We start from the raw sequence: 23,731 nt of genomic DNA, 5'->3' as shown, positions 1-23,731 counted from the left end.
ATAGTAAAATCAGGAACAGCTTATCGCTAACACCGACCATATCTGTCAGATGTTAACTTAGAAAAAGCGGAAACAAATGAGATCTGTTTCCGCTTTATGGAATTAATATTTATTCCAGCTGCTGCTTCGTATTAGGCTTTGTTTGCAAAGTACTCCAAAGTACGAACCAGTTGAGCTGTGTAGGACATTTCGTTGTCGTACCAAGCTACAGTTTTAACCAGTTGCTTGTCGCCAACTGTCAGAACGCGAGTTTGAGTCGCATCGAACAGGGAACCGAAAGTCATACCTTTGATGTCGGAAGATACGATTTCATCTTCAGTGTAGCCATAAGTTTCCGGATCGGAAGCTTCTTTCATAGCTGCGTTGATTTCTTCAACTGTTACGGATTTCTCCAGAACAGTTACCAGCTCAGTCAGGGAACCAGTAGCTACAGGCACACGTTGTGCTCCGCCATCCAGTTTACCTTTCAGTTCTGGGATAACCAGACCGATTGCTTTAGCAGCACCAGTTGTGTTAGGAATGATGTTTTCAGCAGCTGCACGAGCACGACGGAAGTCACCTTTGGAGTGTGGAGCATCCAGTGTGTTTTGGTCGCCAGTGTAAGCGTGGATTGTAGTCATCAGACCTTCAACAACGCCGAATTTGTCTTGCAGAGTTTTTGCCATAGGTGCCAGGCAGTTTGTTGTGCAAGATGCGCCGGAGATAACTGTTTCAGTACCATCCAGGATTTCGTGGTTTACGTTGTAAACGATTGTTTTCATTTCGCCAGTTGCTGGAGCGGAGATAACAACACGCTTAGCGCCTGCTTTCAGGTGAAGCTCAGCTTTTTCTTTTGTTGTGAAGAAGCCTGTGCACTCCAGTACGATGTCTACGCCAAGCTCGCCCCAAGGCAGTTCTTCAGGGTTACGGTTAGCCAGAACTTTAACTTCTTTGCCGTTTACTTTGAAGAAACCATCGTGTACTTCAACTTCGCCGTTGAATTTACCTTGAGTAGTATCATATTTCAAAAGATGTGCCAGCATTTTAGCGTCTGTCAGATCGTTGATTGCTACCACTTCGATACCTGCTACATCTTGAATACGACGGAACGCCAGACGTCCGATACGTCCAAAACCGTTAATACCAACTTTAACCATGAGTTAATTCCTCCTAGAAATAAGTTTATGATTTATTCAATCAAGACATGACCCTCTCGAGCCTGTCAAGACAACGATAATAAGATGAAGCTTGTCTGCCGGCTGCCAATCATGCCGCAACAACGTCACAAGCATAACACTGATTGATGCCAAGAAACCACTATAGCTCCTTGACGATCTCTCTGGCAGCGGCTTCGTCGATGACCAGAATATCTTCCTGGCCAAATTTAAGTACAGCATGGATAGATTTTGCTTTGCTGCGTCCGCCCGCTATTCCAATAACGACTTCTGCATTGGCAATGTCCTCAAGCTGAAGTCCAAGGGTCAGCATATGGTGCACCGTCTGACCATCTTCATTAAAATAGTGGCCGAATGATTCGGCTACTGCTCCAGCACTGCGGATCTCCTCTACCGTCTGTGGGTCCAGTCTCCGGCGCCGCACCATCTCCATCGCATCACCGATGCCATGAATGATAATTCGTGCACGCCGGATAAAATCGACAATCTCACGGACATTCTGATCCTGATACAGTAGCTCGTAAGCATCTCTGCGCAGCAGATCGGGCACATGCAGCAGCCGGTACTGCGCGCCTACACGCTTAGCCATGGTCGAAACGATGGAGTTAGCCTGATACTCCATGTTCTCGCCAAGTCCGCCTCTTGCCGGTACGAACCAGGCGTCCTTTAGGGGTGCCGGAAAAGTTGGGCTAAGTTGTTCTGCTACTTCGGCAAGCGTAAAGCCGCCGGTTACAGCTACAATATCATTCTCACGAATCACACTGAGCAGAGCTTTGGCACCAGCTCTGCCAAGATTCTGCTTGGTACTGGCTGATGTGTCACTGTCTCCAGGTACAATAACAACCTGTCTTAGTCCATACACATCACGGATGCGATCTTCCAATACGGACAATCCGAGCAACTCTTCCATAATAGGCTCAAGTTCCTCCAGCAGTTCCCTGCCTGCTTCGCTGATCCTCATTCCTGTACTCTCAATCTCAAGGAGTCCCTGAGCTTTGAGCAGGTCGGTCTCAGCCCGCAGTACCCGCTCTGTCATATTGAGGGAAACGGCAAGCGATCTACGCCCGACAATTCCGGTCAGCATGACCTGATGTAAAATAGCATATCTTTTCTTCAATACATCGGTGAGATCGGGCAGAAGCTGCTGTTGTATTTCAAGTAATTTTCGCATGCTTTCCACTCCTGCAACTTGTCTCGCTCAGTGTAATTGGATACCCAGTAACTCAGGCTACGTATAATGGACTCAAAATGTCCCGGCATAACTTTTTAAGTCCCACGTCTATATTAACCAATTTTTGCGTGGGAAGCAAGTCTTTGCGACAACTAATTATGGAAGATGCATGTTATAACTATTATGGAAGCGTTGCTTGCTTTTTGACTTTATTTCATCTATACTAATTCTTGCTGTTGCTGATATGCGCCCGTGGTCCAATGGATATGACGTAGGCCTCCGAAGCCTGAGATCCAAGTTCGATTCTTGGCGGGCGCGCCACTTTACTTTTCTTGCAGCAGATGCTCAGAGCTTGATCGTAGCACGTATATATTATCGCATGATTAATTACATAATCTTTTCTTCGATGAAATAGTAATGACGTAACCAGCCCAGGCTGGTTATTTTTGTATCTGCATATAATAGTATTCCTATAGTAGCAATTATATATACGCGGCCAGATCTGCATTTCAAGATAAGACTTGTCGTATCCGTGATCAGATTCTTTATCTTATAGACGGGACATATTGTGTCCATAGAGAACAGCAAATGTTCCTCTCCATCATTAACCCATTTTTTAGCAGTTTAGGCAGTTTTACAGTCAATAGTTTGACTATCTTTGACTTTTAGTTTGAATTATCCTATAATGTGGTAAGAACAATTGAGTTCCTGATGTTGTTTGAAGTAATGATCCACTATATAATCACACTTATTATGATTGTAATCTAAGGAGGGTTTCTAGTGAGTTATATCCCAATGGTCGTTGAACAGAGCAGCCGTGGTGAACGTGCGTATGACATTTACTCCCGTCTGCTGAAAGACCGTATCATTTTCCTTGGTTCCGAGGTTAACGATATGGTAGCGAATGCAATTATTGCACAGATGCTGTTCCTGGAAGCCGAAGACCCTGAGAAAGATATTCACCTCTACATTAACAGCCCAGGCGGTTCCATTACTGCAGGTATGGCTATTTACGATACAATGCAATTTATCAAAGCCGATGTATCTACGATCTGCGTAGGTATGGCTGCGAGTATGGGCGCGTTCCTGTTGAATGCAGGTGCCAAAGGCAAACGTTTTGCGCTGCCAAACAGTGAAGTTATGATTCACCAACCACTTGGTGGTGCTCAAGGTCAGGCAACGGATATCGAAATCCGTGCACGTCGTATCCTCAAAATGCGTGACAAGCTGAACAAAATCCTGGCTGAACGTACAGGCCAGCCGTTGGAACGTATCGAAAAAGATACCGATCGTGACTATTTCATGACTGCTGCAGATGCACAGGAATACGGTCTGATCGATAAAGTTATCGAAAAAACACCTCCGCAAGGAGTATAAGCCGGCAACTGCCAGCCTATCCAAACACCTCCAGATATTAGTCTGGAGGTGTTTTTGTTCTACTGCTATTCGCTACCTTTCATTCTCCTGTTACCTATGCGATTTCGAACTCCCCCTTTCCTCATCTGCCAAAAAAGAAATACATAATAAAAAAGAACCTGTTCAACATCGTACGATCACGATGGAACAGGTTCTTAGGATATTCCTATCTATTTATGTTCCGCATAGCAATGTTCAAAAAAAATTAGGACTGATAAGCGGACAGTGGGTTGGTACCCGATTTCAGCAGTTGGCTGAAGGTAAAGTCGATTTTCGGGTTACCTGCTGCTCCCGGAGCAATATCATACTTCTGGAAGAAGATCGTGAATCCGCTATCTGTCAGATAGTAATTCTCCAGGTATTTACTGGAGTTTTTGCTCAGGTCATTGAACTGCTCCAGCGATAGACCCTCGGTATCTGCGTTTTTCTTGATATGTGCCTGGATCAGCTTTTTGATATCCTGGCTGTAGTTGCTGTTGGACTTGAGCAGATCAGACAGCTGAATAGCTTTGCCGTCCTTCAGTGAGAACGTCATGCTGGTCAGGATATCATCGCCATGTGCCCCGCCCAGATATTGATAATCAGTCAACAGGAAGCTGATAACCCCATTACGGTTATAAGTGACTTTGTAGCCACCATCAATTTCGTAAGTGATATCTTTGTTAGCAGGCGCTCCGGCTTCTTTGACCTGTTTTTGCATGGTCGTCAGGAACTGGTCAGAATGTGCTTTGAGAGCTTTATTGATCTTGGTTTGTGCAGCTTCATTTTCCAGACCGGATACAACTGGGTATACAATATTGAAGTTAGTGTATTTATTTTGAGTAGAAGATTCCAGTTTGTTGCCTGTCACTTCTACATCGTTCATGCCTGCAGCTGTTACATTGACAGTACGTGTAGCATTATTCCACAGCGCACGATAGCCAAACGGCTCTGTTACTGCTTTGATTGCTACATAAGTTGTTCCTTTGACTACGCTGGCATCATAGCTGTCACCAACTGCACTGCCGTTTAGGCGCACAAATACCATATCTTCCTGATTAAGGTCATAGCTCACTTTATTTTTGCCTTTAGTGATAGTTGCTGTATGTTCTTTGGAATTGTAGGTAACTGTTGCGCCTACTGTTTTTGCTATGTCTTTGAGAGGAAGCAACGTGCTGCCGGATTTGCTCAGCATTCCCTTGGCCGAGATCGCTTTGCCTTCCACTTGTACATTGATTACGGATTTGGCAGATGAAGAAGTGCTTGCTGCATACGCAGAGGATTGTACCAAAGGCAGCGTTGCTGCTGTACCTGCAGCTGTCAGGCTGGTCGCGAGTACGATTGCTGATAGTTTTTTGAGATAGGTTGTGTTCTTCATGTTCTGGTGCTTGTCCATAATTAATCTCTCCTTCGAATAGGTCAATTGCCACAATTTTTAGTATAACGATAAACTTGTCCTTTAGATTTACAAAGAACTTAACAAGGATTTACAACATAGTCATGCCCGATGAATCAAAAGTAATAAAAGTGTAAACAAACTTTCCTGTCGGCGTCATGCATAAGACCTTCAGGAAAGTTTCTATATTTGGCATATCGCTGGTTTAATAAACTTCCGTTATACTGAAACGATAAAGGGGTTATCCCGTATAATAGTTACAATACTGACGATTTTACCCTATTCACCTTTTCAGCTTACTTCATAGCATACTGTACGTTAAGACTAATGTTCAACTCTACCATCCCCGGTTCAATCTCAGTCGATTTGTCTGCACGTGCCGATTCCATTGCAGTGCTCTGGGATACATATACCGGTGGAGCCTCGACGCCTGCTTCACTTACAGATACCAGATCCCCCAGTGTACGATTAGCCGCTTTGGCGATAGAGCCTGCTTTGGCTGCTGCATCTGCCATTGCTTTTTGAATGACTTGATCTTCATAGGTTTTGGTATTCTCTACGTTAAAGCTTACAGATCCTACATTGTTGGCACCTACAGTGGAAGCTGCATCCAGCAGTGCGCCGATCTTCTCCATGTTGCGGTAGGTCACCTGCAGAGTATGATAAGCCGTATAGCCTGTAACTTTTTGCTGATCCTTTTCGTTATAACTATAGTTCGGCTGTACATAAAATTGCACGCTCTCGATATCCTTGTCTGCAATAGACCATTTGTTTTTCAACAGATTGTTCAGTTTGCTCATCTTCTGAGCATTAGCAGCTTGTGCTTTGGAAGCTATAGCTGCAGTGGTCTGTACACCTATAGAGAGGTAAGCCACATCCGGTTTGACGGATAACTTGCCATTGCCGCTGACGTTAATTGTACCCGCCATTGTAGTCATTGATGTCGTCTCTGCAGCATATGCTGTAGATACTCCCGGCAGACTCACGCCCATACCTACGCTTGTAAACACAGCTCCAGCCAATAGCAATGAAGCCATATAGTGATTTCGTTTCATAAATATTCACCCTTTCTTGGTTCTACTTACTAAACGAATGTTTTGAATCGAATGTTGCATTGGGTAAAGGATAGAAGAGAGCTTGGTGACTAAAACAACGATCAATGGATATGGCGAGAGGCTCTTTAACCACTCGTTAATGCTTTCTTTATGTATATGGCTATTTCATTCGGCAAAAGATTTGAAAGAGCTGCAGCTTCATCGTGACAACTGCTGTTATTTTACTTATAATCTCATATAATCCCACCCTCGAAATCCTGCATAACAACAGGGGTTTGGAGAGATAGGGATTATCAGAAAGAGGGGAGAGTCACCATGTTCAAAAACAAGTTTCGACGGAATTCCATTTTACTGCTGGCAGGTATCCTGGTGCTGAGTGCCCTGATCCAACCTGTTACTGCTTCTGCTGCTGCACCACCGCGCCAGGTGAAGCTGGAATGGAATGGCACACGCCTTCCGGAGAACGGACTGCTCATTGATGGAAATACTATGATTCCGGTGGTGCTCCTGCGTGATTCACTTGGAGTCACCCTGCGGTACGAGCCCGCCGTTAAAACATATACACTGCTGCAAAATGATGATCAGCTGGATATGGTAATGACCGCTTCTGGTGTTACCATGCGGCTGAATAATCATCAGTGGAATGGACCAAGTGCCCAGATCGTGAATGGACGAATGTATATTCCATTTACCGTACTGCGTGATGGGTTTGGATATCAGAGTTCATGGAATGCGGTACAGCTCAAATTGAACTTTGCCAAAAAGGGAGTCTTTTTCGAATAGATTCCCCAGAATTGAGACGGCTGCCTGCTAATAAGGTAATACTGACCAACATACCAAAAAACCGCCACAGTATTCTGTGACGGCTGACCTCTCATCGTGGGATGAGGGGTTTTATTGGTTTTCCAGTTCTTCTTTGCTGACCAATCCTACTAAAGCGTTTACAGCTGATTCTGCATCCGCACCCTCTGCACTGATGTATACTTCAGTACCCGAGCTGATTGCCAGACTCATGATTCCCATGATGCTTTTAGCATTTACTTTTTTATCGTCTTTTTCCACGAAAATTTCCGCGGAGTATTTATTCGCTTCCTGTACAAACAATGCTGCAGGTCGTGCGTGTAATCCCGTTTTCAGACGAACCACTACCGGGTGTTTTATCATGTGATTATTACCCCCTATAATACATATTCATTACGATTTATTTGTTCACTACACTGAAGCCCATTTTATGAACACTGTATACATCATACTACATTATTATAACATGCGCTTTAGCAGAAAAAAATAAAGCTTACCTGGTCGGTACAAATTTTAGACCAGGTGCTCATTACGTACTCTATCAGCAAGCTCGTCAATTTTGCGAAGCCGATGATTGACCCCGGATTTGCTGACGCCACCCTTGAGCATTTCGCCAACTTCCTTGAGGTTCATATCCGGATGGGCCAGACGAATCTCTGCTACTTCGCGCAGCTTGTCCGGCAGCTGTTCCAGTCCCAGATGGCGCTGGATCAGACGAATATTATCGATCTGACGCACAGCAGCGCCGATCGTTTTGTTTAGATTAGCGGTCTCGCAGTTGACGATCCGATTCACGGAGTTGCGCATATCCCGCATAATCCGGACATCTTCAAACTTAAACAATGCCTGGTGTGCACCAATGATGCTGAGGAACTCGATAATCTTCTCGCCCTCTTTGATATATAAAATAAAGCCTTTTTTACGCTCGATACAGCGCGCATTCAGCTCGAATTCATTCGCCAGATCAACCAGGGCCTGACACTGCTCCTCATACATCGAAGCAATCTCCAGATGGTAGGATGAACCCTCCGGATTGTTAACCGACCCTCCAGCCATAAAAGCGCCACGCAGATAAGCCCGTTTACAGCAAGTTTTGCTAACCATATCCTTGTTGATACCCGGGGTAAACATAAAGCCTTCCGAGACGATTGTGAGCTTGCTCAAAATCGCCTGAACACCGGCAGGGATACGAACGATATATACGTTATTCTTTTTGAGCCGCATTTTTTTGCGCACGAGAAGCTCGGTGTGCACAGCAAAATGCTTTTTGATCAGGGAATAAATCCGTCTTGCGATTGCGGCATTTTCGGTAGAAATATCCAGTATCACTTTTTTGTTGGATACCTGGACCGATCCGTTCATCCGGATCAGCGCCGCCAGCTCCGCCAGTTCACAGCAGTCGTCGGCTTCAACCATCGTTAGTTCCTTTTTCGTTTGCGCCGCAAATGACAATGGACTCACCCTTTCGCTAAAATATGTTTCTTCACCTGTTCATAAATATGATGGCTTAGCTGCTCTGCATCATGACGCAGATAGGTTCCATACATGACCAGTTTATCCGCAATAATTTTGTATCCCATACTTTCAACTTTATCCGCATCGAGTTTGACCGGCTTGGCGCCTTTTTCGGCGTAGCGGTTTTGCACTTTGACTGGAATCGGTTCGTTATTAACAAGCACATAGTCGAACAACCGGTGACCTACATGCTCATAGATCGCTTCCAGATGATCACTGACTGTGTAATTATCCGTCTCTCCCGGCTGGGTCATGACATTACACACAAATAGACGTGGTGCCTTGGACGCCAAAATCGCCTCTACCAGCTTGGGCACGAGCAGATTCGGAAGCAGACTGGTATACAGACTGCCTGGCCCGATCAGAATAGCATCGGCTTCCTGAATAGCACGTACAGCCTCTGGCAACGGCTCCACGTGGTCCGGTTCAAGAAACAGACGTTTGATCCGCTTGCCTGCTTCGGGGATCTTGGATTCCCCGGTGACAATCGTTCCATCTTCCATCTCTGCATGCAAAATAACGGCTTGTTCTGCTGCCGGTAGAACAGCACCTCTAACCGCGAATACGCGGCTCAGTTCCCGCACTGCCGTAACAAAGTCTCCGGAGATATCTGTCATTGCCGCAAGGATCAGATTACCCAGGCTGTGACCAGCCAGACCTTCTCCTTTTTGAAACCGGTACTTGAGCATTTCCGACATCAGCGGCTCCACATCCGCCAGCGCAGTGAGTACGTTGCGTATATCTCCCGGCGGTGGCATCTTCAGCTCATCCCTCAGAATTCCGGAGCTCCCTCCATCATCCGCTACAGTAACAATAGCGGTAATATCAAGTGGCTTCTCCTTGAGGCCCCTGAGCATAACGGACAGACCGGTGCCGCCCCCCATAACTACAATACGGGGACGAAGCACCGGCAGACCCGGTTGTGAAATTGACATATGTTCCACTCCTTAATGCCGATCACGATCAGCATCACGATGACTGACACGAACGGTTTCTGTCTCACTCGCTCCCAGCATACGACCCAGATATTCGGAAATGGCTACAGAGCGGTGTTTGCCTCCTGTGCAACCGATGCCGATAATGACCTGACTTTTGCCTTCATTGCGATAATGGGGAATGAGAAAATGCAGCATATCCAGCAATTTGGTCAGAAACGCCTGTGTCTCCGGCCATTTCATTACGTATTCATACACGTCACTGTCCTGACCGGTATGCGGCCTCAGATGGTCCACATAGTGAGGGTTGGGCAGAAAACGTACATCAAAAATCAGATCTGCATCGATGGGAATACCATATTTAAATCCAAATGAAGTGACATTGACCGATAACCGATTGCTCTCCAGATGAGAGAAACGGGAAATAATTTTCTCTTTGAGTTTGGCCGGTTTGCTGGTGCTGGTATCGATGACCTGGGTCGCCGATGTCTTCAGCTCATCCAGCATTTTGCGTTCCAGCCGGATACCGTCAAGCGGCATGCCATCCGGTGCAAGCGGGTGCCGGCGCCGACTTTCCTTGTAGCGCTGAACCAGTACGGCATCACTGGCATCCAGGAACAGAATTTCCGTATGGATCGTATAATGATTTTTCATATAGCTCAGGGACTCGGAAAGAGCAGGGAAAAATTCACGACCACGCAGGTCGATTACGAGTGCCACTTTGCCGATTTTACCATTCGATTGCTCGATCAGCTCGGCAAATTTGGGAATCAGAACGGGCGGCAAATTGTCTACACAGAAAAAGCCAAGATCCTCCAGGCTTTGTACTGCAATGGTCTTGCCTGCACCGGACATTCCTGTAATGATAACCATGGTTGATGTCGATGAATTCTCAGTATTGCTCATTCGTAAGTCCCCTCCTTGTTAGATATTATTATCCGATCCAATGATACAACCGGAAATTGGAATAGATCGATGATTTTTATATGGTTCAGCGCAGCAATAGACCTGCTGCACCTACGATACCTGCATCATTGCCCAGCTTGGCAGGAATAATCTCCACGCCCTGCTGAAGTGGTGCAGGCGTACATTCCATGAACACTTCACGAATCTTGTCAAACAGGATATCTCCGGCTTTGGAGACACCTCCACCTACGATAAACCGCTCCGGATTCAGTGTCGCTGCTACCGATGCCATCGATTTGCCCAGATAAAAGGCAGCACGGTTCACAATCCGGATGCTCACTTCGTCGCCCGCTTTGGCTGCATCAAAAATATCCTTGGCTGTAAGCTTGCTTTCGATCGTAGAGAGACTGGTAGCATCGCCACGCTCTACCGCTTCCACAGCCATATGGATAATACCTGTAGCAGAAGAAACGGTCTCCAGGCAACCCATTTTACCGCAGCCGCACTGAATAGCCTCCAGGTCCGGTACGACAGAGATATGGCCAATTTCACCAGCAAGTCCGGCGAAGCCCTGATAAATCTTGCCGTTAATAATAATTCCGCCGCCAACACCCGTACCGAGTGTATAGCAGACGCAATCGGTTACACCTTTGCCGGCACCACTCCAGGCTTCACCTAGTGCAGCCACATTGGCATCATTATCAATCACTATCGTTTTACCGATACGTTCTTCCAGAATGGCGCGGATCGGTACATTGCGGAAACCAATATTCGGCGCCAACAGGATCACACCGGCACGCAGATCCGTAAATCCGGCTACACCTGCTCCTACTCCAACCAGCTGGTCCCAGGTATAAGGTGATTGCTCCACAATAAGACGTACATACTTCTCGATATTTTCGATTACTGCATCGGTACCCTTTTCTTTCTCGGTAGGGCCCTCGTACGTATGAAGCAGTTCACCTTCCTGGTTGCAAATCCCAACCTTGATTGCAGTACCGCCAAGATCGACGCCGACATAAATTTTCTCAGACATATGACCGATCCACCTTTTCTACTCGAAATTTAATATATATCGATACGCACTTTCTCTGCATCGTCTCATCCGCATCCATTGTAGTGAATTATTCAGATCGGTATACATGAATGAGCAGAATGCTTACGCTCCACTCCCATTGTATCACTTCCACTGCTGCAAAGATTGGACAAAATGCGATTATACACTAATTTATAGTACGGAAATGCACTGTTCTTCTTGTAAAAAAGCGATATTTCACCGTGCTCACTCCCTAGAGGAGAAGCCATATTCCAATGTGAACGTTCGTATCCAACTATAAGCGAATGGACTCATCAGGTCAAGCGGTACCCGCGGGTCTGTTGTCTTGATCCTGCCCGCCAAAAAGGGAGCCATGACGGCTCCCTCCGTATTCGTTGTTCATTACTTGTCGAGCGCTTCGCTCCAGTCGTGGATCATATGGCCTTCCAGGTATTTCTCGCAATCCATCGCTGCCATACAACCGCTGCCTGCAGCTGTAATTGCCTGACGATAGCGTGTATCCTGAACGTCACCGCAGGCGAATACGCCCGGGATATTGGTTTCTGTTGTACCTGGCGTTACCAGAACATAACCGTGTCCATCCAGATGTACATGACCTTTGAGGAAATCGGTATTGGGTGTATGACCAATTGCTACGAATACACCATCCGCTTCAAGCAGTTCTTCCTGACCCGTCTCGTTGTTCAGTACTTTCAGTCCTTTGACACCCATATCTCCTGCTACGACTTCTACCGGCTTGCGGTTCAGTGCCCAGCTGATTTTCGGGTTGTCTTTGGCACGATCCTGCATGATTTTGGAAGCACGCAGTTCTTCGCGGCGGTTTACTACGGTTACATCTGTAGCAAATCGTGTCAGGAAGCTCGCTTCTTCCATTGCGGAATCGCCGCCACCAACCACAATAATCTTTTTGTTACGGAAAAAGAAGCCGTCACATGTTGCACATGTACTTACACCGCGACCCACGTTATCCTGCTCACCCGGAATTCCCAGGTATCTGGCCGAAGCACCGGTAGAAATGATAATACTCTCCGCTTCCAGTTCGCCCATGCCTTCTACTTTAACTTTGAATGGACGCTCGGAAAAGTCGACCTGTTCTACCCAGCCGGACTTGAATTCCGCTCCAAAACGCTCGGCTTGCTTGCGCATATTGTCCATCAGTTCCGGTCCCATAATGCCTTCAGGAAAGCCCGGGAAGTTCTCGATTTCGGTTGTTGTCGTCAGTTGGCCACCTGGCTGCAGTCCTTCGATAACAAGCGGCTGCATATTTGCGCGCGCCAGATAAATTGCTGCTGTAAGGCCTGCAGGCCCGGTTCCGATAATAATTGATTTGTACATACTTCCAACTACCTCCTTGTATTGAATGAACATCTGTCCATCACAGCTGTCATTTACGATCCTTGTGTACTTTTTGCTTGCGCATAACGCACTTTTTGCTGTACATTGCATACCCTGTTGATCCGGCGCGCATATCTGCTAATAATGGAGACAGATACGCCGTAATGCTGGGCCACCTCATCATATGTGAGTGGGAGACGATGTATTCGGGCTACCAGATATTCCAGTGCTGCTGCCCAGCCTTCCGGATGGTGAAGCAGCGGGAGTTCGGGATAGACCCTTTTTATAAATTCAATCCATAGTGCTTCCACATCATGGTTAAATCTGGAGTCATATCGTTTGTGCGACTGTATGGTCACCTGCTCAATAATCTGCTGCCAGCGTTCATCCCAGAGCGGCAGACTCATGCGTGCTGCTTCAATATCTTCGATCAGCTCATCCGGCGACAGGGACTGATTCGCAGCCCATTGCCGCAGCAGACGTTCTGCTGCATGACGCAGCTCTTCGGAGATCAATGGACGGTTCACATACTGCCGCAGTGCCGTATGTACTTCGTGATCTCCATCAAGTACATACGACTCGAGCGCATGGAGCTGTTCGCTCTCGCTTCCATGACGAAGAACATGCAGGAATTGCGCCGCATTCGGCTCGGATGATCTGCCGTCAGACTGCTCTCTGGTATAAAAATAAGACATCTTCTGTACACCATATCGGTAAGAAGGGGTTAATGTACCCTCACGTACCTCCTGCAAATGATCCAGATAAAATGCCGGCACCTCGGCGCCTGGCTCGAAGCGCAAAATGCGCTTCCATAGCTTTTCTGCTTCATCATATTTACCCATATAACAGGCTGCTGCCGCTGTATAATGATACATTTCCCAATGCTTCATCAAATCATCATGTCGCAGCAGCCTCCGGAAATGATGATACGCACATTGATGCTCACCGAGCATCGCCATCGTCGTCGCCAGCTTGAGCTGGTGTTCTTGATGCAGCGGTGTTACCCGGCGGAGCTGCTCCAGCTGCTGATCCAGTGCAGGGTCTTCATGATAATAGCTCAGAATAGCCTGATTGCACAGAGCATGAAGATTGCTCGGGTCCTGCTTCAGCACTTCGCCAACCTGCTCGGCAGCCAGCTCCAGCATTCCCTGCTGATAATAGGCGACAGCCAGATTGTTGCGTGCCGCAAACAGATCCGGCTGCTCCTCAATCAGCTGGTTAAGCATTGCACAGGCTGCTTCCATTTCACCTTGTTCCAGCAGCTCGCGCGCCTGATCCAGGCGATCCGTCGCTGTAGCCGACGCAGTTAGAGCTGGACTGCTGCCAGCCGGTCGCTTCATTTCGTGACGGATCAGATCCATCATCTCTTCGGCTTCACCAGCGAACTGGCCATGACGATCCTGGTCCAGATAGGTGAGCAGCTCCTGCTCTGCCTGCTCGAATTGTTCCATATTCGCATAATTATTCGCTTTATAAAAATGACACTCGACCATCGAAGGGTCTACGGTGTCCATAATGGTCTGCAGCACCTGATTGGAAGCTTCATACTTGCCCATTTCCGATAATATCCCTGCCATATTGCAATGGTTCACAGGATTATCCGGCTCGTACTCCACAGCCTTTTCAAAATATTTCAATGCCTTGTCGTAACGATAATGGTCTAATGAGCGAACGGCCCTTTCAAAAAAGAAGTTCGCATCCAGCTTAAGCGTAATGACTTTTCGTTCGGTATCTTCGACTTTTCGCTTGTATTCATTCACCGGACCAAGGCACCTCCTTTAATACGTTCCACCTACAAAAATATAGTTATCGACGAAAAACATCATCCAACAGTATAACATATCCTGCTCATCTGCTAAAGCCACATCCCCAAATGCGGCTTTGCTCATTTCATTTGGATCAAATACCTGCATCACTGAACATGGTGGCGATAGAACCGCCTTCCATAATAATGCGTACAGCATGTGCCAGCATCGGCGATACGGATAATACAGTCAGCCGATCCAGATGTCCTGGCGGCAGGCTAATCGAATCTGTCACAATCAGCTCGCGGATATAAGGGTGATCCAGACGCTGCAAGGCAGCACCGGAAAATAAACCATGGGTTGCGCAAACGATTGCTTCACGGGCCCCACGTTCTTTGAGACTTTCAACCACATTGACGATGGTTGTACCGGTATCGATCAGATCCTCGATAATAATCGGAGTCTTGCCTTCCACATCACCGATCACATGAGTAATGACCGATTCATTATGAGCAGGTCTTTTTTTGATCATCATGGCAAATGGGGTATCCAGACGATTGGCCAGTTTCTCCGCCATATAAGCACGTCCGGCATCCGGAGACACTACCACTGCATCTTCTATTTGTTTATCACGCAAATACCCGCTGATCAGATCAAGCGCTGTCAAATGATCCACCGGTATATTAAAGAAACCCTGAATAGCCGAAGCATGCAGATCAATCGTTATGATCCGGTCTGCACCCACTGTCGTAAGTACATCGGCGACCATTTTGGCAGAGATCGGTTCCCGAGGTGCGGACTTGCGCTCCTGTCGGGCATATCCGTAATAGGGAATTATCAGATTTATTGTTCCTGCCGAAGCTCTTTTGGCAGCATCAATCATAACCATCAACTCTACAAACAATTCATTGATCGGATGAGACAGCGACTGGACCAGAAATACATCCATATTACGAATCGATTCTTCGTAGTGCACATAGGTCTCTCCACTTTTGAACTGGGACAGCTTGATTTTACCGAGCGGTACACCCAGACGTTCTGCAATCTGTGCACTCAGTTCAGGACTTGATGATCCCGAGAATATACGCATTTTTTCTTTCATGGGCCCTCCTGTAGATAGCCTGCTGACTTTTACTTTATTTTAGCCTGCTTTGTGCCGATATCATAGTCAATTCTATATTTATCTTATGAATATCTATGAAGAATAATGTCGTTATAACACGGTTTACAGAATATTATGTTGGAATTTTCATAAAATTTTCTTGACCAAACTAGTTCGGCGCCGTACAATTATCTTCATTGAAGACTTCAGAAAGGTGAGTAAAATGCCGAATATAGATTCATCAGGCTCCAAATGCAGTACGCTGAAGGAATTGGACCGGCTCAGTGAACTGGCGCCTTTGTTTCCCGAGATTAATGTCGAATGTATGTTGACCTCTCTGTTGTTGGTGCGCACTTCTCATGATTTGTATAACCAATCAGCTTCCCTACTGACGGAACGCGGAATCTCACAAGGCAAGATGCGTATCCTGACCTCTTTGTTACTGCGCAAGAAACCACTGCTTCCTTCCGAACTGGCCAAATCTGCAGGTGTTACACGCTCTACTATGACCGGACTGATTAATGGTCTGGAAAAAGACGGCTTGATCCGGCGTGGAGCTCACGAAGATCGTCGTATGACAGCTATTCACTTAACTGAAGAAGGCGAGACTTTGTTAATGACGACGCTGCCTGAATATGCCCGTGTCGTTACTTCAGTTATGTCTCAATTGACGGATGGAGAACGGGGAATGTTGCAAGAATTACTGTACAAACTGCGTACAGGTATTGAACTTAATGAATAATTCCAGCTTTTTTTGCGTTAGTTGTTCGGCGCCGTACTATTTGGCGGCTAATAATATATTTTTTATTAAAATGCCTTTGTGGCATGTACTCATTGATTTTATCAGATAGGAGAGCATATCAAAGTGAAAATTGTAAAACTTATTCCGATTATTCTATTAATCGTTGCATTGGGAGTTGGAGGTACGTTGCTTGCCATGCATGGCAAGGATGCAGTATCCATGGCTGCCATGAAAAAAGAAGGCGTACTGACGGTCGATACCGTAAACAGCTCTTTTGAAGGACAATCCGGCAAAATCAGTGCCGTTAAAGTCAAAGAAGAACAGCATGTAAAAAAAGGACAGACTCTGCTCGTTCTGGATACGCGCGATATCGATCTGCAGATCAAAGGCGTTAAAGAGCAAATGTCCCAAATTGATGTTCAAATCAGCCAGGCACAAAGCAGCCTGACCAGTCAGGCACACAAGCTGGCCGAGCAAAAAGCCAATGCCCAGCTGAATATCGAAGCCGCTAAGGTAGCTGAACAGAAAGTATTGACCGGTGCCCGTCCAGAAGATATCCGCAGCCAGGAAATTGCCGTGGATTCTGCCAAAAAATCTGTTGAAGTGGCCAACAATGGCGTAACTGCCGCACAGACAGCAGTCGAAGCTGCCCAGCAGACACTGGATTATGCCAAGACCAACTATGACCGTGCCAAGTCTTTATTTGATAATGGTCTGGGTACACAGGCCAGCCTGGATACTGCCCAGAACAGTGTGGACACTGCTACTAAGCAGGTGCAGAGCGCCCAGGATCAGTTAAATTCTGCGATGAAGCAAGTAGAGGTTGCCAGCAATCAAGTGAGTACGCAGGAAAATGCACTGCAAAAGCTCCAAAATGGTGCTACTACCGAAGAACGTCAGCAAGCACATGTGCAGCTCGAACAGGCACAACAAGCACTGAAGCAGATAGAACAGGGGCAGGAAGATATCGATAATGGCAAATACAATATCGAACTGCTCAAAAAACAAAAAGATTCCCTGCAAGTAACACTGGATGGTTATGAAGTTCAGAAAGGCCGCCGGATTCTGACAGCTGCTGATGATGGCAAAGTAACCCGCGTTGTTCCAAAAGTAGGCGAGAATGTCTCTGCCGGTACACCTGTTGTCGTTATTGAAACTGGCAAACTGTACTATGACCTGTATGTAGGCGAAGAAAATATCAAGTCCTTCCAGGCAGGTGCCAAAGTATCGACCGACGTTATCTCTCTTGGCAAAAATGTTCAGGGTACCGTACGCTACATCACTTCTGCGCCGCAATATGCTGCGCTGCGCATGAGCCGTGAAAAAGGCCAGTCGGATACGACTTCCTTTATCGTTCGTGTAGATGTGAAACGTACTTCTGACTTGCTGCCGGGAATGACGGTGGAGGTTCCAACCAATGAAAGCCATAATTGATGAATTCAAGCATATTCTGAACGGCAAATTCATTTTTATTATCCTGATTGCGCCGCTGATCATCTCAGCGGCCTTCGGGTATGTATTTAAAAACAATCAGCTGAATGAAGCTCCGGTCGCTGTCGTGGATTTGGACCATAGCGCCTATAGCCAGCAGCTGATCCAGAAGCTGGATGCCGATCAGTATATCCATATTAGCTATATTACGTATAACTACATGGAGCCTAACAGCTTTATGTATAATGAAGAATATTTTGGTGTTATTTATCTGCCATCCGGACTGGAAAAAGCTCATGCACAAGGGGCCCAGACCAATATTGGATTGTATGTGGATACTTCACTGTCTACAGCCACTACGTATCTGCGTAACGGGGTAACGGAAGTGATCGCTGCCGAAAACTCTGCTGCTGCAGCCAACAGACTGGTGGCTATGGGAGTCAGCTCGGCACAGGCAACCAACTTCTCGACTGGTTTGAATCTGCAGACACGTCTGCTGTATAACCCGACCAACAATATGCTGATGAGCTCGGTTATCGGTTTTGTGAATACAGTGTTCCTGTCTATTCTTGGCGGAGCGACGCTGACGATCATACCGCGTCTGCGTGAGCAGGGACTGCTCAAGGATATGCTGCGACGTCCGCTGAGTCTGGTACTGCGTGTTCTGCCTTATTCGATTATTGCGACCTGCTCCATGTATCTCGTCATGGGTTGTCTCAAGCAGGTAGGTGGCTTGCGGTTTGAAGCGAATGTCTATCAGCTATGGATTCCGTTCCTGATGTATGCCATCGCTCTGTCCCTGCTCTGTATGATGATTGGCTGGAGTGCTTCCAGTCCAGCCAAAGCGGCTGGCCGGATTACTATGATCCTGCTGCCATCATTTATCCTGAGTGGTGCGCAGCTTCCGGTAGCCCTGCTGCCGCCGATTCTGCAAAATGTCAGCCATGCGCTGCCGCTGTCCTGGCACTTCAAGTTCCTGCGCGGTCTTGGATTCCGCGGCGGTGACCTGCATTACTTTATGCAGGAAATCGGTGGATTCCTGATCCTGATCACTTGTATTCTAGTCGTGATCTTCCTGCTGATGCTGAATGAAATGCGCAAGATCCGCAAAGCGGAAAAAGAAGGCACGCTGCATCCGGATGAGGTTGACTCCACGGAGACAGTCATTACTTCCGATTCCGATTCGGCGCTTATCCTTCCTAAGGGTGATAAGCAGGCGGGTCCAAGTCACAGTTAAGCTGGAACAGCCATTGCAATCACGGTATGGATCAAGCATCCAACCATCTATTCTATATATGAAGAAGATAGATTCGAACCACATATATCCAAAAAGCCCACTGGCCTGTTTACATGGTCAGTGGGCTTTTATTTTGGAAATACGTCTTCTGCATGAAGGCAGATTCTGTACGAGATAGAGTGAATAATAATCTGTTGTACAGAAGTAGGATTACATACGTCTCTATACTTTTTATTATTTCATTTCCAAACAAAAAATAAACTTGTGGAATCCGGATATTTAGTCATTCAGTGGTACCATAGAGCGCTGGCGATTCTCGAATGTAGCAATCTCCTGCACGCCAAGCTCGGTGAGTAGTGCTCTTGCTTCGTCCAGATGATCGCTCAGCTTCAGCGGATCATGCGCGTCCGAGCCGAGCGTCAGCGGGATACCCAGAGCGATAGCCTGCTCTACGATACGACGGGAAGGGAAGATTTCCTTGCACACTTTGGACAGACCGGAGGAGTTCAACTCCATTACCATGTCCGCTTTTTGGACAGCTTGCAGAGCTGCATTTTCCAGTGCAATTCGTTCTTCTGCCTGCTCCGGCTCTGGAATGTAGCCAAATCGCTTGATCACATCCAGATGACCGGCAATATCATAGAAACCGGTAGCTGCGGCCTTTTGTACAGCCTCATAGTACTGACGGTACACATCCAGAATCTGCTTGCCCTCCCAATGATGCGTCTGACGATGATCCGAGATATCCCACTCTCCCAAAAAATGCACAGAACCGATCACATAGTCAAAAGGATAACTGTCCAGTATCTTACCGATCACTTCTTCATACCCTTCGATATAATCGGCTTCCAGCCCTACCCGAATCGATATCTGATCCCGATATTTGTCTTTGAGCATAAGACACTCTTCCACATAGCGTGGCAGTTCATTCATAGGCATCGCCATTTCCGGATAATAGGTAGACGGGTCTACATGGATCAGCGGCAGATGATCGGATAATCCAAGCTGGGACAATCCTAGCTCTATCCCCCGCTGTACATATTCCTCCAGTTCACCAATAGCATGGCCACACCGGACGTGATGAGTATGATAGTCAATCAGCATCGCCGCTTCCTCCCTTCCATCCTATTAGTCTTTGCGTGGACGCTCATGACGACGATCCAGCTCGGCCAGTACATCATCCAGCGGTACCTTGCGTTCCTGCAGCAGCACGAGCAGGTGATAGATCAGATCGCTCACTTCATAGCGCAGCTCTTCGTTATCTCCGTTTTTGGCAGCGATAATTGTCTCGGCAGTCTCTTCGCCGACTTTTTTCAGAATCTTGTCGATCCCTTTCTCGAATAGATACGTGGTATAGGCACCTTCCGGACGTTCACGCTCACGATCAGCGATCATCTGCTCCAGTTCAGCCAGAATAGCGAACCGGTCTTTGCCGGCCGCTGCTCCTGATGTATCGTTATTGGCATTGACTGTATTATTTTGAAAAGTTGGCTTGTTGTCCACTGTATTCACCTCATTATAAAAGCAGCTTATTCTGCCTGTATGGCAGGCTGGTCCATTTGCTTCCACTAATAGCAGCAGCGTATCTCCATCACAATCGTAATACAGCGACTGGATACGCTGTGTATTGCCTGACGTTCCACCCTTGTGCCAGTATTCCTGGCGAGATCGGCTCCAGAACCAGGTCTCACCGGTATCCAGGGAACGGCGCAGCGATTCCGCATTCATGTAGGCCATCATCAGTACATTTTTGCTGGTAGCATCCTGTACGATCGCCGGCACAAGTCCTTGGCTATCCCATTTAATCGCAGTCGTCAGCTCCTCCAGAGAGAGCGACTGATGAATCATCTCCGATTGCAGCTGATCATTACTCAACGGATCTCCACTCCTTCAGCCTTCAATTCCGTTTTAAGCGCAGGAATCGAAATTTCTTTATAGTGGAAAATAGTCGCTGCGAGACCTGCATCGGCATTAGCCTGATCAAACACGTCGTAGAAATGCTCCGGCTTCCCGGCTCCACCAGATGCAATTACAGGAATATTCACCGCCTCGCAGACCGCTTTGGTCAGCGGCAGATCAAATCCATCCTTGGTTCCATCCGCATCCATGCTGGTGAGCAGAATTTCCCCGGCACCGCGCTGCTCGGCTTCACGAACCCACTCCAGTGCTTTGATGCCGGTCGGCTTGCGGCCTCCGTGTGTGTATACTTCCCACTCGTTCCATTCGGGATTGAATTTGGCATCAACCGCTACAACGATACACTGGGCACCAAAGCGCTGCGACCCTTCATTAATCAGCTGCGGATTCAGCACGGCTGCTGTGTTAATACCGATCTTATCGGCGCCAGCGCGCAGGATTTTTTTCATATCCTCTACCGAGGAGATACCCCCACCGACTGTAAATGGAATCGAGATTTCTCCGGCTGTGCGGCGCACCACATCCACCATCGTCTCCCGACCTTCTACCGAAGCCGAGATATCCAGAAAGACCAGTTCATCCGCACCTTCGCGATCATACAGCGCAGCCAGCTCTACCGGATCACCGGCATCCCGCAGATTTACAAAATTCACACCTTTGACGACCCGTCCTTCTTTGACGTCCAGACATGGGATAATACGCTTTGCGAGCATGATTTGCCCTCCTTTACCGGATCGTCTGCAGTGCTTGCTTCAGATCAATTTTGCCAGTATATATCGCTTTGCCCACGATCGCACCGCTGATTCCCTGCTCACGCCGCTCTGCCAGCTTCACCAGATCATCCAGCACCGTAACACCGCCGGAAGCAATCACCTGCTTGCCGGATGCCTGTGCAATCGCTGCTATTGCTTCAATATTCGGTCCCTGCATCATGCCATCACGAGAAATATCGGTAAAAATAAATGTCTCTGCTCCTTTGGCAGCCAATTGGATAGCCAGCTCTTCGGCTTTCACTTCAGAGGTCTCCAGCCAGCCACGGGTCGCTACGTATCCATTACGTGCATCGATACCGATAGCGACCTGACTGCCATAAGTCGCCAGTACAGACTCTGTAAATTCACGGTCTTCAATCGCTGCCGTGCCAATAATGACGCGACTAACACCCAGCTCGAGCAGCTTTTCTACATCATGCAGTGTACGTAGTCCACCGCCTACCTGCACGGGTACCTGCACCTGGCGGGCAATACGTCCAATCAGCTCATGATTGACCGGATGGCCGGCTTTGGCACCATCCAGATCCACCAAATGTACATACCCGGCTCCCTGCGCAGCAAAGTCTGCTGCAACAGCTGCCGGGTCTTCATTGTATACTGTTTCCTGATTATAATCGCCCTGGATCAGGCGCACACAACGGCCGCCGCGAATATCAATGGCCGGATAAATGGTAAAAGAAGACAATATGGTTCCCCCTCGTTCGATAGAATGAATATGATTACTGGCTCTCTGTACGGTTCATAACGATATCTGCCGGATGATCCAGCCTTTCACCAGTCGACAGGGCGAGGAAGTTGCGCAGCAACAACCTGCCCAGCTCTCCGCTCTTTTCCGGATGAAATTGCATTCCGTATACATTATCCCGGCCTACAATGGCAGTCACCGGCTGTCCATAATCCGCTACAGCAATCAGATCCTCGGTGCGATCCGGCTGCACATGATAAGAATGGACAAAGTACACATGCCCTTCATACAAATCTCTCACCAGCGGATCTTCAGGACGCTGATACTCCAGCTTGTTCCAGCCCATATGAGGAATCTTGTAATCGCCCTCCTGGAAACGTACTACCCGGCCCTGCAAAATATCCAGACCCCGATGAACGCCATATTCTTCGCCTTCACTGAACAGTAGCTGCATACCCAGACAGATGCCCAGCAGCGGCTTGCCGCTGTCAGCAACCTCCTGTACGATATGATCCATTCCACCTTCACGGATATGATTCATCGCATCGCCAAATGCACCTACGCCAGGCAGTATCACTCCCTCGGCTGCAAAGATCTCATCCTTATCGCCTGTGATGACATATTCATAGCCGAGCCGCTCAATTGCCTTGCTGACGCTGTGCAGATTGCCGATACCGTAATCTACAATCGCAATCGCCATCGGTTACAGCACTCCCTTCGTCGAAGGTACTCCTGTTACACGCGGATCAATAGAGGTTGCTTCATCAATAGCACGTCCCAGTGCCTTGAATACTGCTTCGATCATATGATGCGTATTCTGACCGTAATGTACGATCACATGCAGGGTAATGCGTGCTTCCAGAGCCAATTTCCACAGAAATTCATGTACCAGCTCCACCTGGAAACTTCCCACCTGAGCAGAAGGATATTCAGCCCGATATTCAAAGTGAGGGCGGTTGCTCACATCGATTACCACCTGTGCCAGCGCTTCATCCATCGGCACAAATACACTTGCATACCGCTTGATACCACGCTTGTCTCCAAGCGCTTCACGCAGCGTCTGACCCAGACAGATCCCGATATCTTCTACCGTATGATGATCATCAATCTCAATATCGCCCTGTGCTTTGAGCTTGAGATCAAAATGCCCATGCTTGGTGAACAGATCCAGCATATGATTCAGAAAAGGAACATCCGTCTCGATCTCGGCCTGTCCTGTTCCATCCACCTGAAAAACCAACTGGATATTGGTCTCGTTCGTTTTGCGGCTCACTTCTGCCTGGCGTGTACTTTGATTCTCGGTTGACATATGAATTCTCCCCCTGGTCTCCTGCTATTTTATATATGCAATGCTATTCAAGACAGACGATACATTCCTG

The 23,731-nt window shown here is 47.5% G+C and carries 23 protein-coding genes and 1 tRNA gene; 6 read left to right on the top strand and 18 right to left on the bottom strand.

From position 1 onward, the window contains the following. Positions 1–131 precede the first annotated feature (131 nt). Together gap and WH46_RS22455 are read right to left on the bottom strand one after the other, a co-directional pair. Positions 132–1,136 carry a type I glyceraldehyde-3-phosphate dehydrogenase gene (gene gap, locus WH46_RS22460; RefSeq protein ID WP_046228432.1) on the bottom strand — a complete coding sequence of 335 codons (1,005 nt, stop codon included), beginning with the start codon at positions 1,134–1,136 and terminating at the stop codon, positions 132–134. 160 nt (positions 1,137–1,296) lie between these two features. Beyond that, positions 1,297–2,325 carry a sugar-binding transcriptional regulator gene (locus tag WH46_RS22455; protein ID WP_046228431.1) on the bottom strand — a complete coding sequence of 343 codons (1,029 nt, stop codon included), beginning with the start codon at positions 2,323–2,325 and terminating at the stop codon, positions 1,297–1,299. 246 nt (positions 2,326–2,571) lie between these two features. Here WH46_RS22455 and WH46_RS22450 point away from each other — a divergent pair. Together WH46_RS22450 and clpP are read left to right on the top strand one after the other, a co-directional pair. Then, positions 2,572–2,646: transfer RNA gene (locus WH46_RS22450), tRNA-Arg, on the top strand. Between the two features lie 459 nt (positions 2,647–3,105). Further along, a complete protein-coding gene (gene clpP, locus WH46_RS22445; RefSeq protein ID WP_017814883.1) occupies positions 3,106–3,702 on the top strand; it encodes an ATP-dependent Clp endopeptidase proteolytic subunit ClpP in 597 nt (198 codons plus the stop codon). Between the two features lie 244 nt (positions 3,703–3,946). On the opposite strand, the gene WH46_RS22440 is transcribed toward clpP, so the two are convergent. Together WH46_RS22440 and WH46_RS22435 are read right to left on the bottom strand one after the other, a co-directional pair. After that, on the bottom strand, positions 3,947–5,116 hold the full coding sequence (locus WH46_RS22440) for a PdaC/SigV domain-containing protein (RefSeq protein ID WP_046228430.1): 1,170 nt from the start codon (positions 5,114–5,116) through the stop codon (positions 3,947–3,949). Positions 5,117–5,412: 296 nt separating this feature from the next. Then, positions 5,413–6,171: an SIMPL domain-containing protein gene (locus WH46_RS22435; protein WP_046228429.1), complete on the bottom strand. Its 759-nt coding sequence runs from the start codon at positions 6,169–6,171 to the stop codon at positions 5,413–5,415. Positions 6,172–6,486: 315 nt separating this feature from the next. On the opposite strand from WH46_RS22435, the gene WH46_RS22430 reads away from it, so the two are divergent. After that, the gene (locus WH46_RS22430) at positions 6,487–6,954 is read left to right on the top strand and encodes a stalk domain-containing protein (RefSeq protein WP_017814880.1); all 468 of its coding nucleotides are present in this window, start codon (positions 6,487–6,489) and stop codon (positions 6,952–6,954) included. A gap of 111 nt (positions 6,955–7,065) precedes the next feature. Here the strand turns inward: WH46_RS22430 and WH46_RS22425 are convergent, their stop codons facing one another. The 8 genes from WH46_RS22425 to WH46_RS22390 all read right to left on the bottom strand — a co-directional run bounded on the left by WH46_RS22425 (position 7,066) and on the right by WH46_RS22390 (position 15,567). Beyond that, a complete protein-coding gene (locus tag WH46_RS22425) occupies positions 7,066–7,335 on the bottom strand; it encodes an HPr family phosphocarrier protein (protein WP_017814879.1) in 270 nt (89 codons plus the stop codon). Between the two features lie 150 nt (positions 7,336–7,485). Continuing rightward, complete coding sequence (whiA, locus tag WH46_RS22420; protein ID WP_026136354.1) at positions 7,486–8,424, bottom strand: DNA-binding protein WhiA; 939 nt, start codon at positions 8,422–8,424, stop codon at positions 7,486–7,488. Positions 8,425–8,429: 5 nt separating this feature from the next. Then, a complete protein-coding gene (locus WH46_RS22415; RefSeq protein WP_017814877.1) occupies positions 8,430–9,422 on the bottom strand; it encodes a gluconeogenesis factor YvcK family protein in 993 nt (330 codons plus the stop codon). Positions 9,423–9,434: 12 nt separating this feature from the next. After that, positions 9,435–10,328, bottom strand: a complete 894-nt coding sequence (gene rapZ / locus WH46_RS22410; RefSeq protein ID WP_017814876.1) for an RNase adapter RapZ — start codon at positions 10,326–10,328, stop codon at positions 9,435–9,437. Between the two features lie 85 nt (positions 10,329–10,413). Then, the gene (locus WH46_RS22405) at positions 10,414–11,364 is read right to left on the bottom strand and encodes an ROK family glucokinase (RefSeq protein ID WP_046228428.1); all 951 of its coding nucleotides are present in this window, start codon (positions 11,362–11,364) and stop codon (positions 10,414–10,416) included. 402 nt (positions 11,365–11,766) lie between these two features. Continuing rightward, entirely contained in the window at positions 11,767–12,720 is a 954-nt protein-coding gene (trxB, locus tag WH46_RS22400) for a thioredoxin-disulfide reductase (RefSeq protein WP_017814874.1), read from the bottom strand. A gap of 53 nt (positions 12,721–12,773) precedes the next feature. After that, positions 12,774–14,480, bottom strand: a complete 1,707-nt coding sequence (locus WH46_RS22395) for a tetratricopeptide repeat protein (protein WP_046228427.1) — start codon at positions 14,478–14,480, stop codon at positions 12,774–12,776. Between the two features lie 139 nt (positions 14,481–14,619). Continuing rightward, positions 14,620–15,567: a ribose-phosphate diphosphokinase gene (locus WH46_RS22390; RefSeq protein WP_017814871.1), complete on the bottom strand. Its 948-nt coding sequence runs from the start codon at positions 15,565–15,567 to the stop codon at positions 14,620–14,622. A gap of 223 nt (positions 15,568–15,790) precedes the next feature. On the opposite strand from WH46_RS22390, the gene WH46_RS22385 reads away from it, so the two are divergent. The 3 genes from WH46_RS22385 to WH46_RS22375 all read left to right on the top strand — a co-directional run bounded on the left by WH46_RS22385 (position 15,791) and on the right by WH46_RS22375 (position 18,977). Then, a complete protein-coding gene (locus tag WH46_RS22385; RefSeq protein WP_017814870.1) occupies positions 15,791–16,309 on the top strand; it encodes a MarR family winged helix-turn-helix transcriptional regulator in 519 nt (172 codons plus the stop codon). Between the two features lie 123 nt (positions 16,310–16,432). Continuing rightward, on the top strand, positions 16,433–17,743 hold the full coding sequence (locus WH46_RS22380; RefSeq protein ID WP_017814869.1) for an HlyD family secretion protein: 1,311 nt from the start codon (positions 16,433–16,435) through the stop codon (positions 17,741–17,743). Continuing rightward, positions 17,727–18,977 carry an ABC transporter permease gene (locus WH46_RS22375; RefSeq protein ID WP_046228426.1) on the top strand — a complete coding sequence of 417 codons (1,251 nt, stop codon included), beginning with the start codon at positions 17,727–17,729 and terminating at the stop codon, positions 18,975–18,977. The genes WH46_RS22380 and WH46_RS22375 overlap by 17 nt, the downstream gene beginning before the upstream one ends. Before the next feature lie 279 nt (positions 18,978–19,256). Here the strand turns inward: WH46_RS22375 and hisJ are convergent, their stop codons facing one another. The 6 genes from hisJ to hisB are packed head-to-tail and all read right to left on the bottom strand — an operon-like array spanning position 19,257 to position 23,661. Next, a complete protein-coding gene (gene hisJ, locus WH46_RS22370) occupies positions 19,257–20,081 on the bottom strand; it encodes a histidinol-phosphatase HisJ (protein ID WP_046228425.1) in 825 nt (274 codons plus the stop codon). A gap of 24 nt (positions 20,082–20,105) precedes the next feature. Next, a complete protein-coding gene (gene hisIE, locus WH46_RS22365; RefSeq protein ID WP_046228474.1) occupies positions 20,106–20,825 on the bottom strand; it encodes a bifunctional phosphoribosyl-AMP cyclohydrolase/phosphoribosyl-ATP diphosphatase HisIE in 720 nt (239 codons plus the stop codon). A gap of 23 nt (positions 20,826–20,848) precedes the next feature. Then, entirely contained in the window at positions 20,849–21,607 is a 759-nt protein-coding gene (gene hisF / locus WH46_RS22360; RefSeq protein WP_046228424.1) for an imidazole glycerol phosphate synthase subunit HisF, read from the bottom strand. Between the two features lie 13 nt (positions 21,608–21,620). Continuing rightward, positions 21,621–22,352, bottom strand: a complete 732-nt coding sequence (hisA, locus tag WH46_RS22355; RefSeq protein WP_046228423.1) for a 1-(5-phosphoribosyl)-5-[(5-phosphoribosylamino)methylideneamino]imidazole-4-carboxamide isomerase — start codon at positions 22,350–22,352, stop codon at positions 21,621–21,623. Between the two features lie 34 nt (positions 22,353–22,386). Further along, a complete protein-coding gene (gene hisH, locus WH46_RS22350; RefSeq protein ID WP_046228422.1) occupies positions 22,387–23,052 on the bottom strand; it encodes an imidazole glycerol phosphate synthase subunit HisH in 666 nt (221 codons plus the stop codon). Between the two features lie 3 nt (positions 23,053–23,055). Then, complete coding sequence (hisB, locus tag WH46_RS22345; protein ID WP_046228421.1) at positions 23,056–23,661, bottom strand: imidazoleglycerol-phosphate dehydratase HisB; 606 nt, start codon at positions 23,659–23,661, stop codon at positions 23,056–23,058. Between the last annotated feature and the right edge of the window lie 70 nt (positions 23,662–23,731).

It is taken from the genome of Paenibacillus dauci, from assembly GCF_000971985.1.
Lineage (GTDB): Bacteria > Bacillota > Bacilli > Paenibacillales > Paenibacillaceae > Saccharibacillus > Saccharibacillus dauci.
Note: the sequence above shows the minus strand (reverse complement) of the source record. Positions and strands in the feature narration are given on the sequence as shown.

Bases quoted from the DNA above. Each gene is read 5' to 3' on its own strand.
- gap (WP_046228432.1), bottom strand. From the start codon at position 1,136: ATGGTTAAAGTTGGTATTAACGGTTTTGGACGTATCGGACGTCTGGCG.
- WH46_RS22455 (WP_046228431.1), bottom strand. From the start codon at position 2,325: ATGCGAAAATTACTTGAAATACAACAGCAGCTTCTGCCCGATCTCACC.
- WH46_RS22440 (WP_046228430.1), bottom strand. From the start codon at position 5,116: ATGGACAAGCACCAGAACATGAAGAACACAACCTATCTCAAAAAACTA.
- WH46_RS22435 (WP_046228429.1), bottom strand. From the start codon at position 6,171: ATGAAACGAAATCACTATATGGCTTCATTGCTATTGGCTGGAGCTGTG.
- WH46_RS22430 (WP_017814880.1), top strand. From the start codon at position 6,487: ATGTTCAAAAACAAGTTTCGACGGAATTCCATTTTACTGCTGGCAGGT.
- WH46_RS22425 (WP_017814879.1), bottom strand. From the start codon at position 7,335: ATGATAAAACACCCGGTAGTGGTTCGTCTGAAAACGGGATTACACGCA.
- WH46_RS22415 (WP_017814877.1), bottom strand. From the start codon at position 9,422: ATGTCAATTTCACAACCGGGTCTGCCGGTGCTTCGTCCCCGTATTGTA.
- rapZ (WP_017814876.1), bottom strand. From the start codon at position 10,328: ATGAGCAATACTGAGAATTCATCGACATCAACCATGGTTATCATTACA.
- WH46_RS22405 (WP_046228428.1), bottom strand. From the start codon at position 11,364: ATGTCTGAGAAAATTTATGTCGGCGTCGATCTTGGCGGTACTGCAATC.
- trxB (WP_017814874.1), bottom strand. From the start codon at position 12,720: ATGTACAAATCAATTATTATCGGAACCGGGCCTGCAGGCCTTACAGCA.
- WH46_RS22390 (WP_017814871.1), bottom strand. From the start codon at position 15,567: ATGAAAGAAAAAATGCGTATATTCTCGGGATCATCAAGTCCTGAACTG.
- WH46_RS22385 (WP_017814870.1), top strand. From the start codon at position 15,791: ATGCCGAATATAGATTCATCAGGCTCCAAATGCAGTACGCTGAAGGAA.
- WH46_RS22375 (WP_046228426.1), top strand. From the start codon at position 17,727: ATGAAAGCCATAATTGATGAATTCAAGCATATTCTGAACGGCAAATTC.
- hisJ (WP_046228425.1), bottom strand. From the start codon at position 20,081: ATGCTGATTGACTATCATACTCATCACGTCCGGTGTGGCCATGCTATT.
- hisIE (WP_046228474.1), bottom strand. From the start codon at position 20,825: ATGATTCATCAGTCGCTCTCTCTGGAGGAGCTGACGACTGCGATTAAA.
- hisF (WP_046228424.1), bottom strand. From the start codon at position 21,607: ATGCTCGCAAAGCGTATTATCCCATGTCTGGACGTCAAAGAAGGACGG.
- hisH (WP_046228422.1), bottom strand. From the start codon at position 23,052: ATGGCGATTGCGATTGTAGATTACGGTATCGGCAATCTGCACAGCGTC.
- hisB (WP_046228421.1), bottom strand. From the start codon at position 23,661: ATGTCAACCGAGAATCAAAGTACACGCCAGGCAGAAGTGAGCCGCAAA.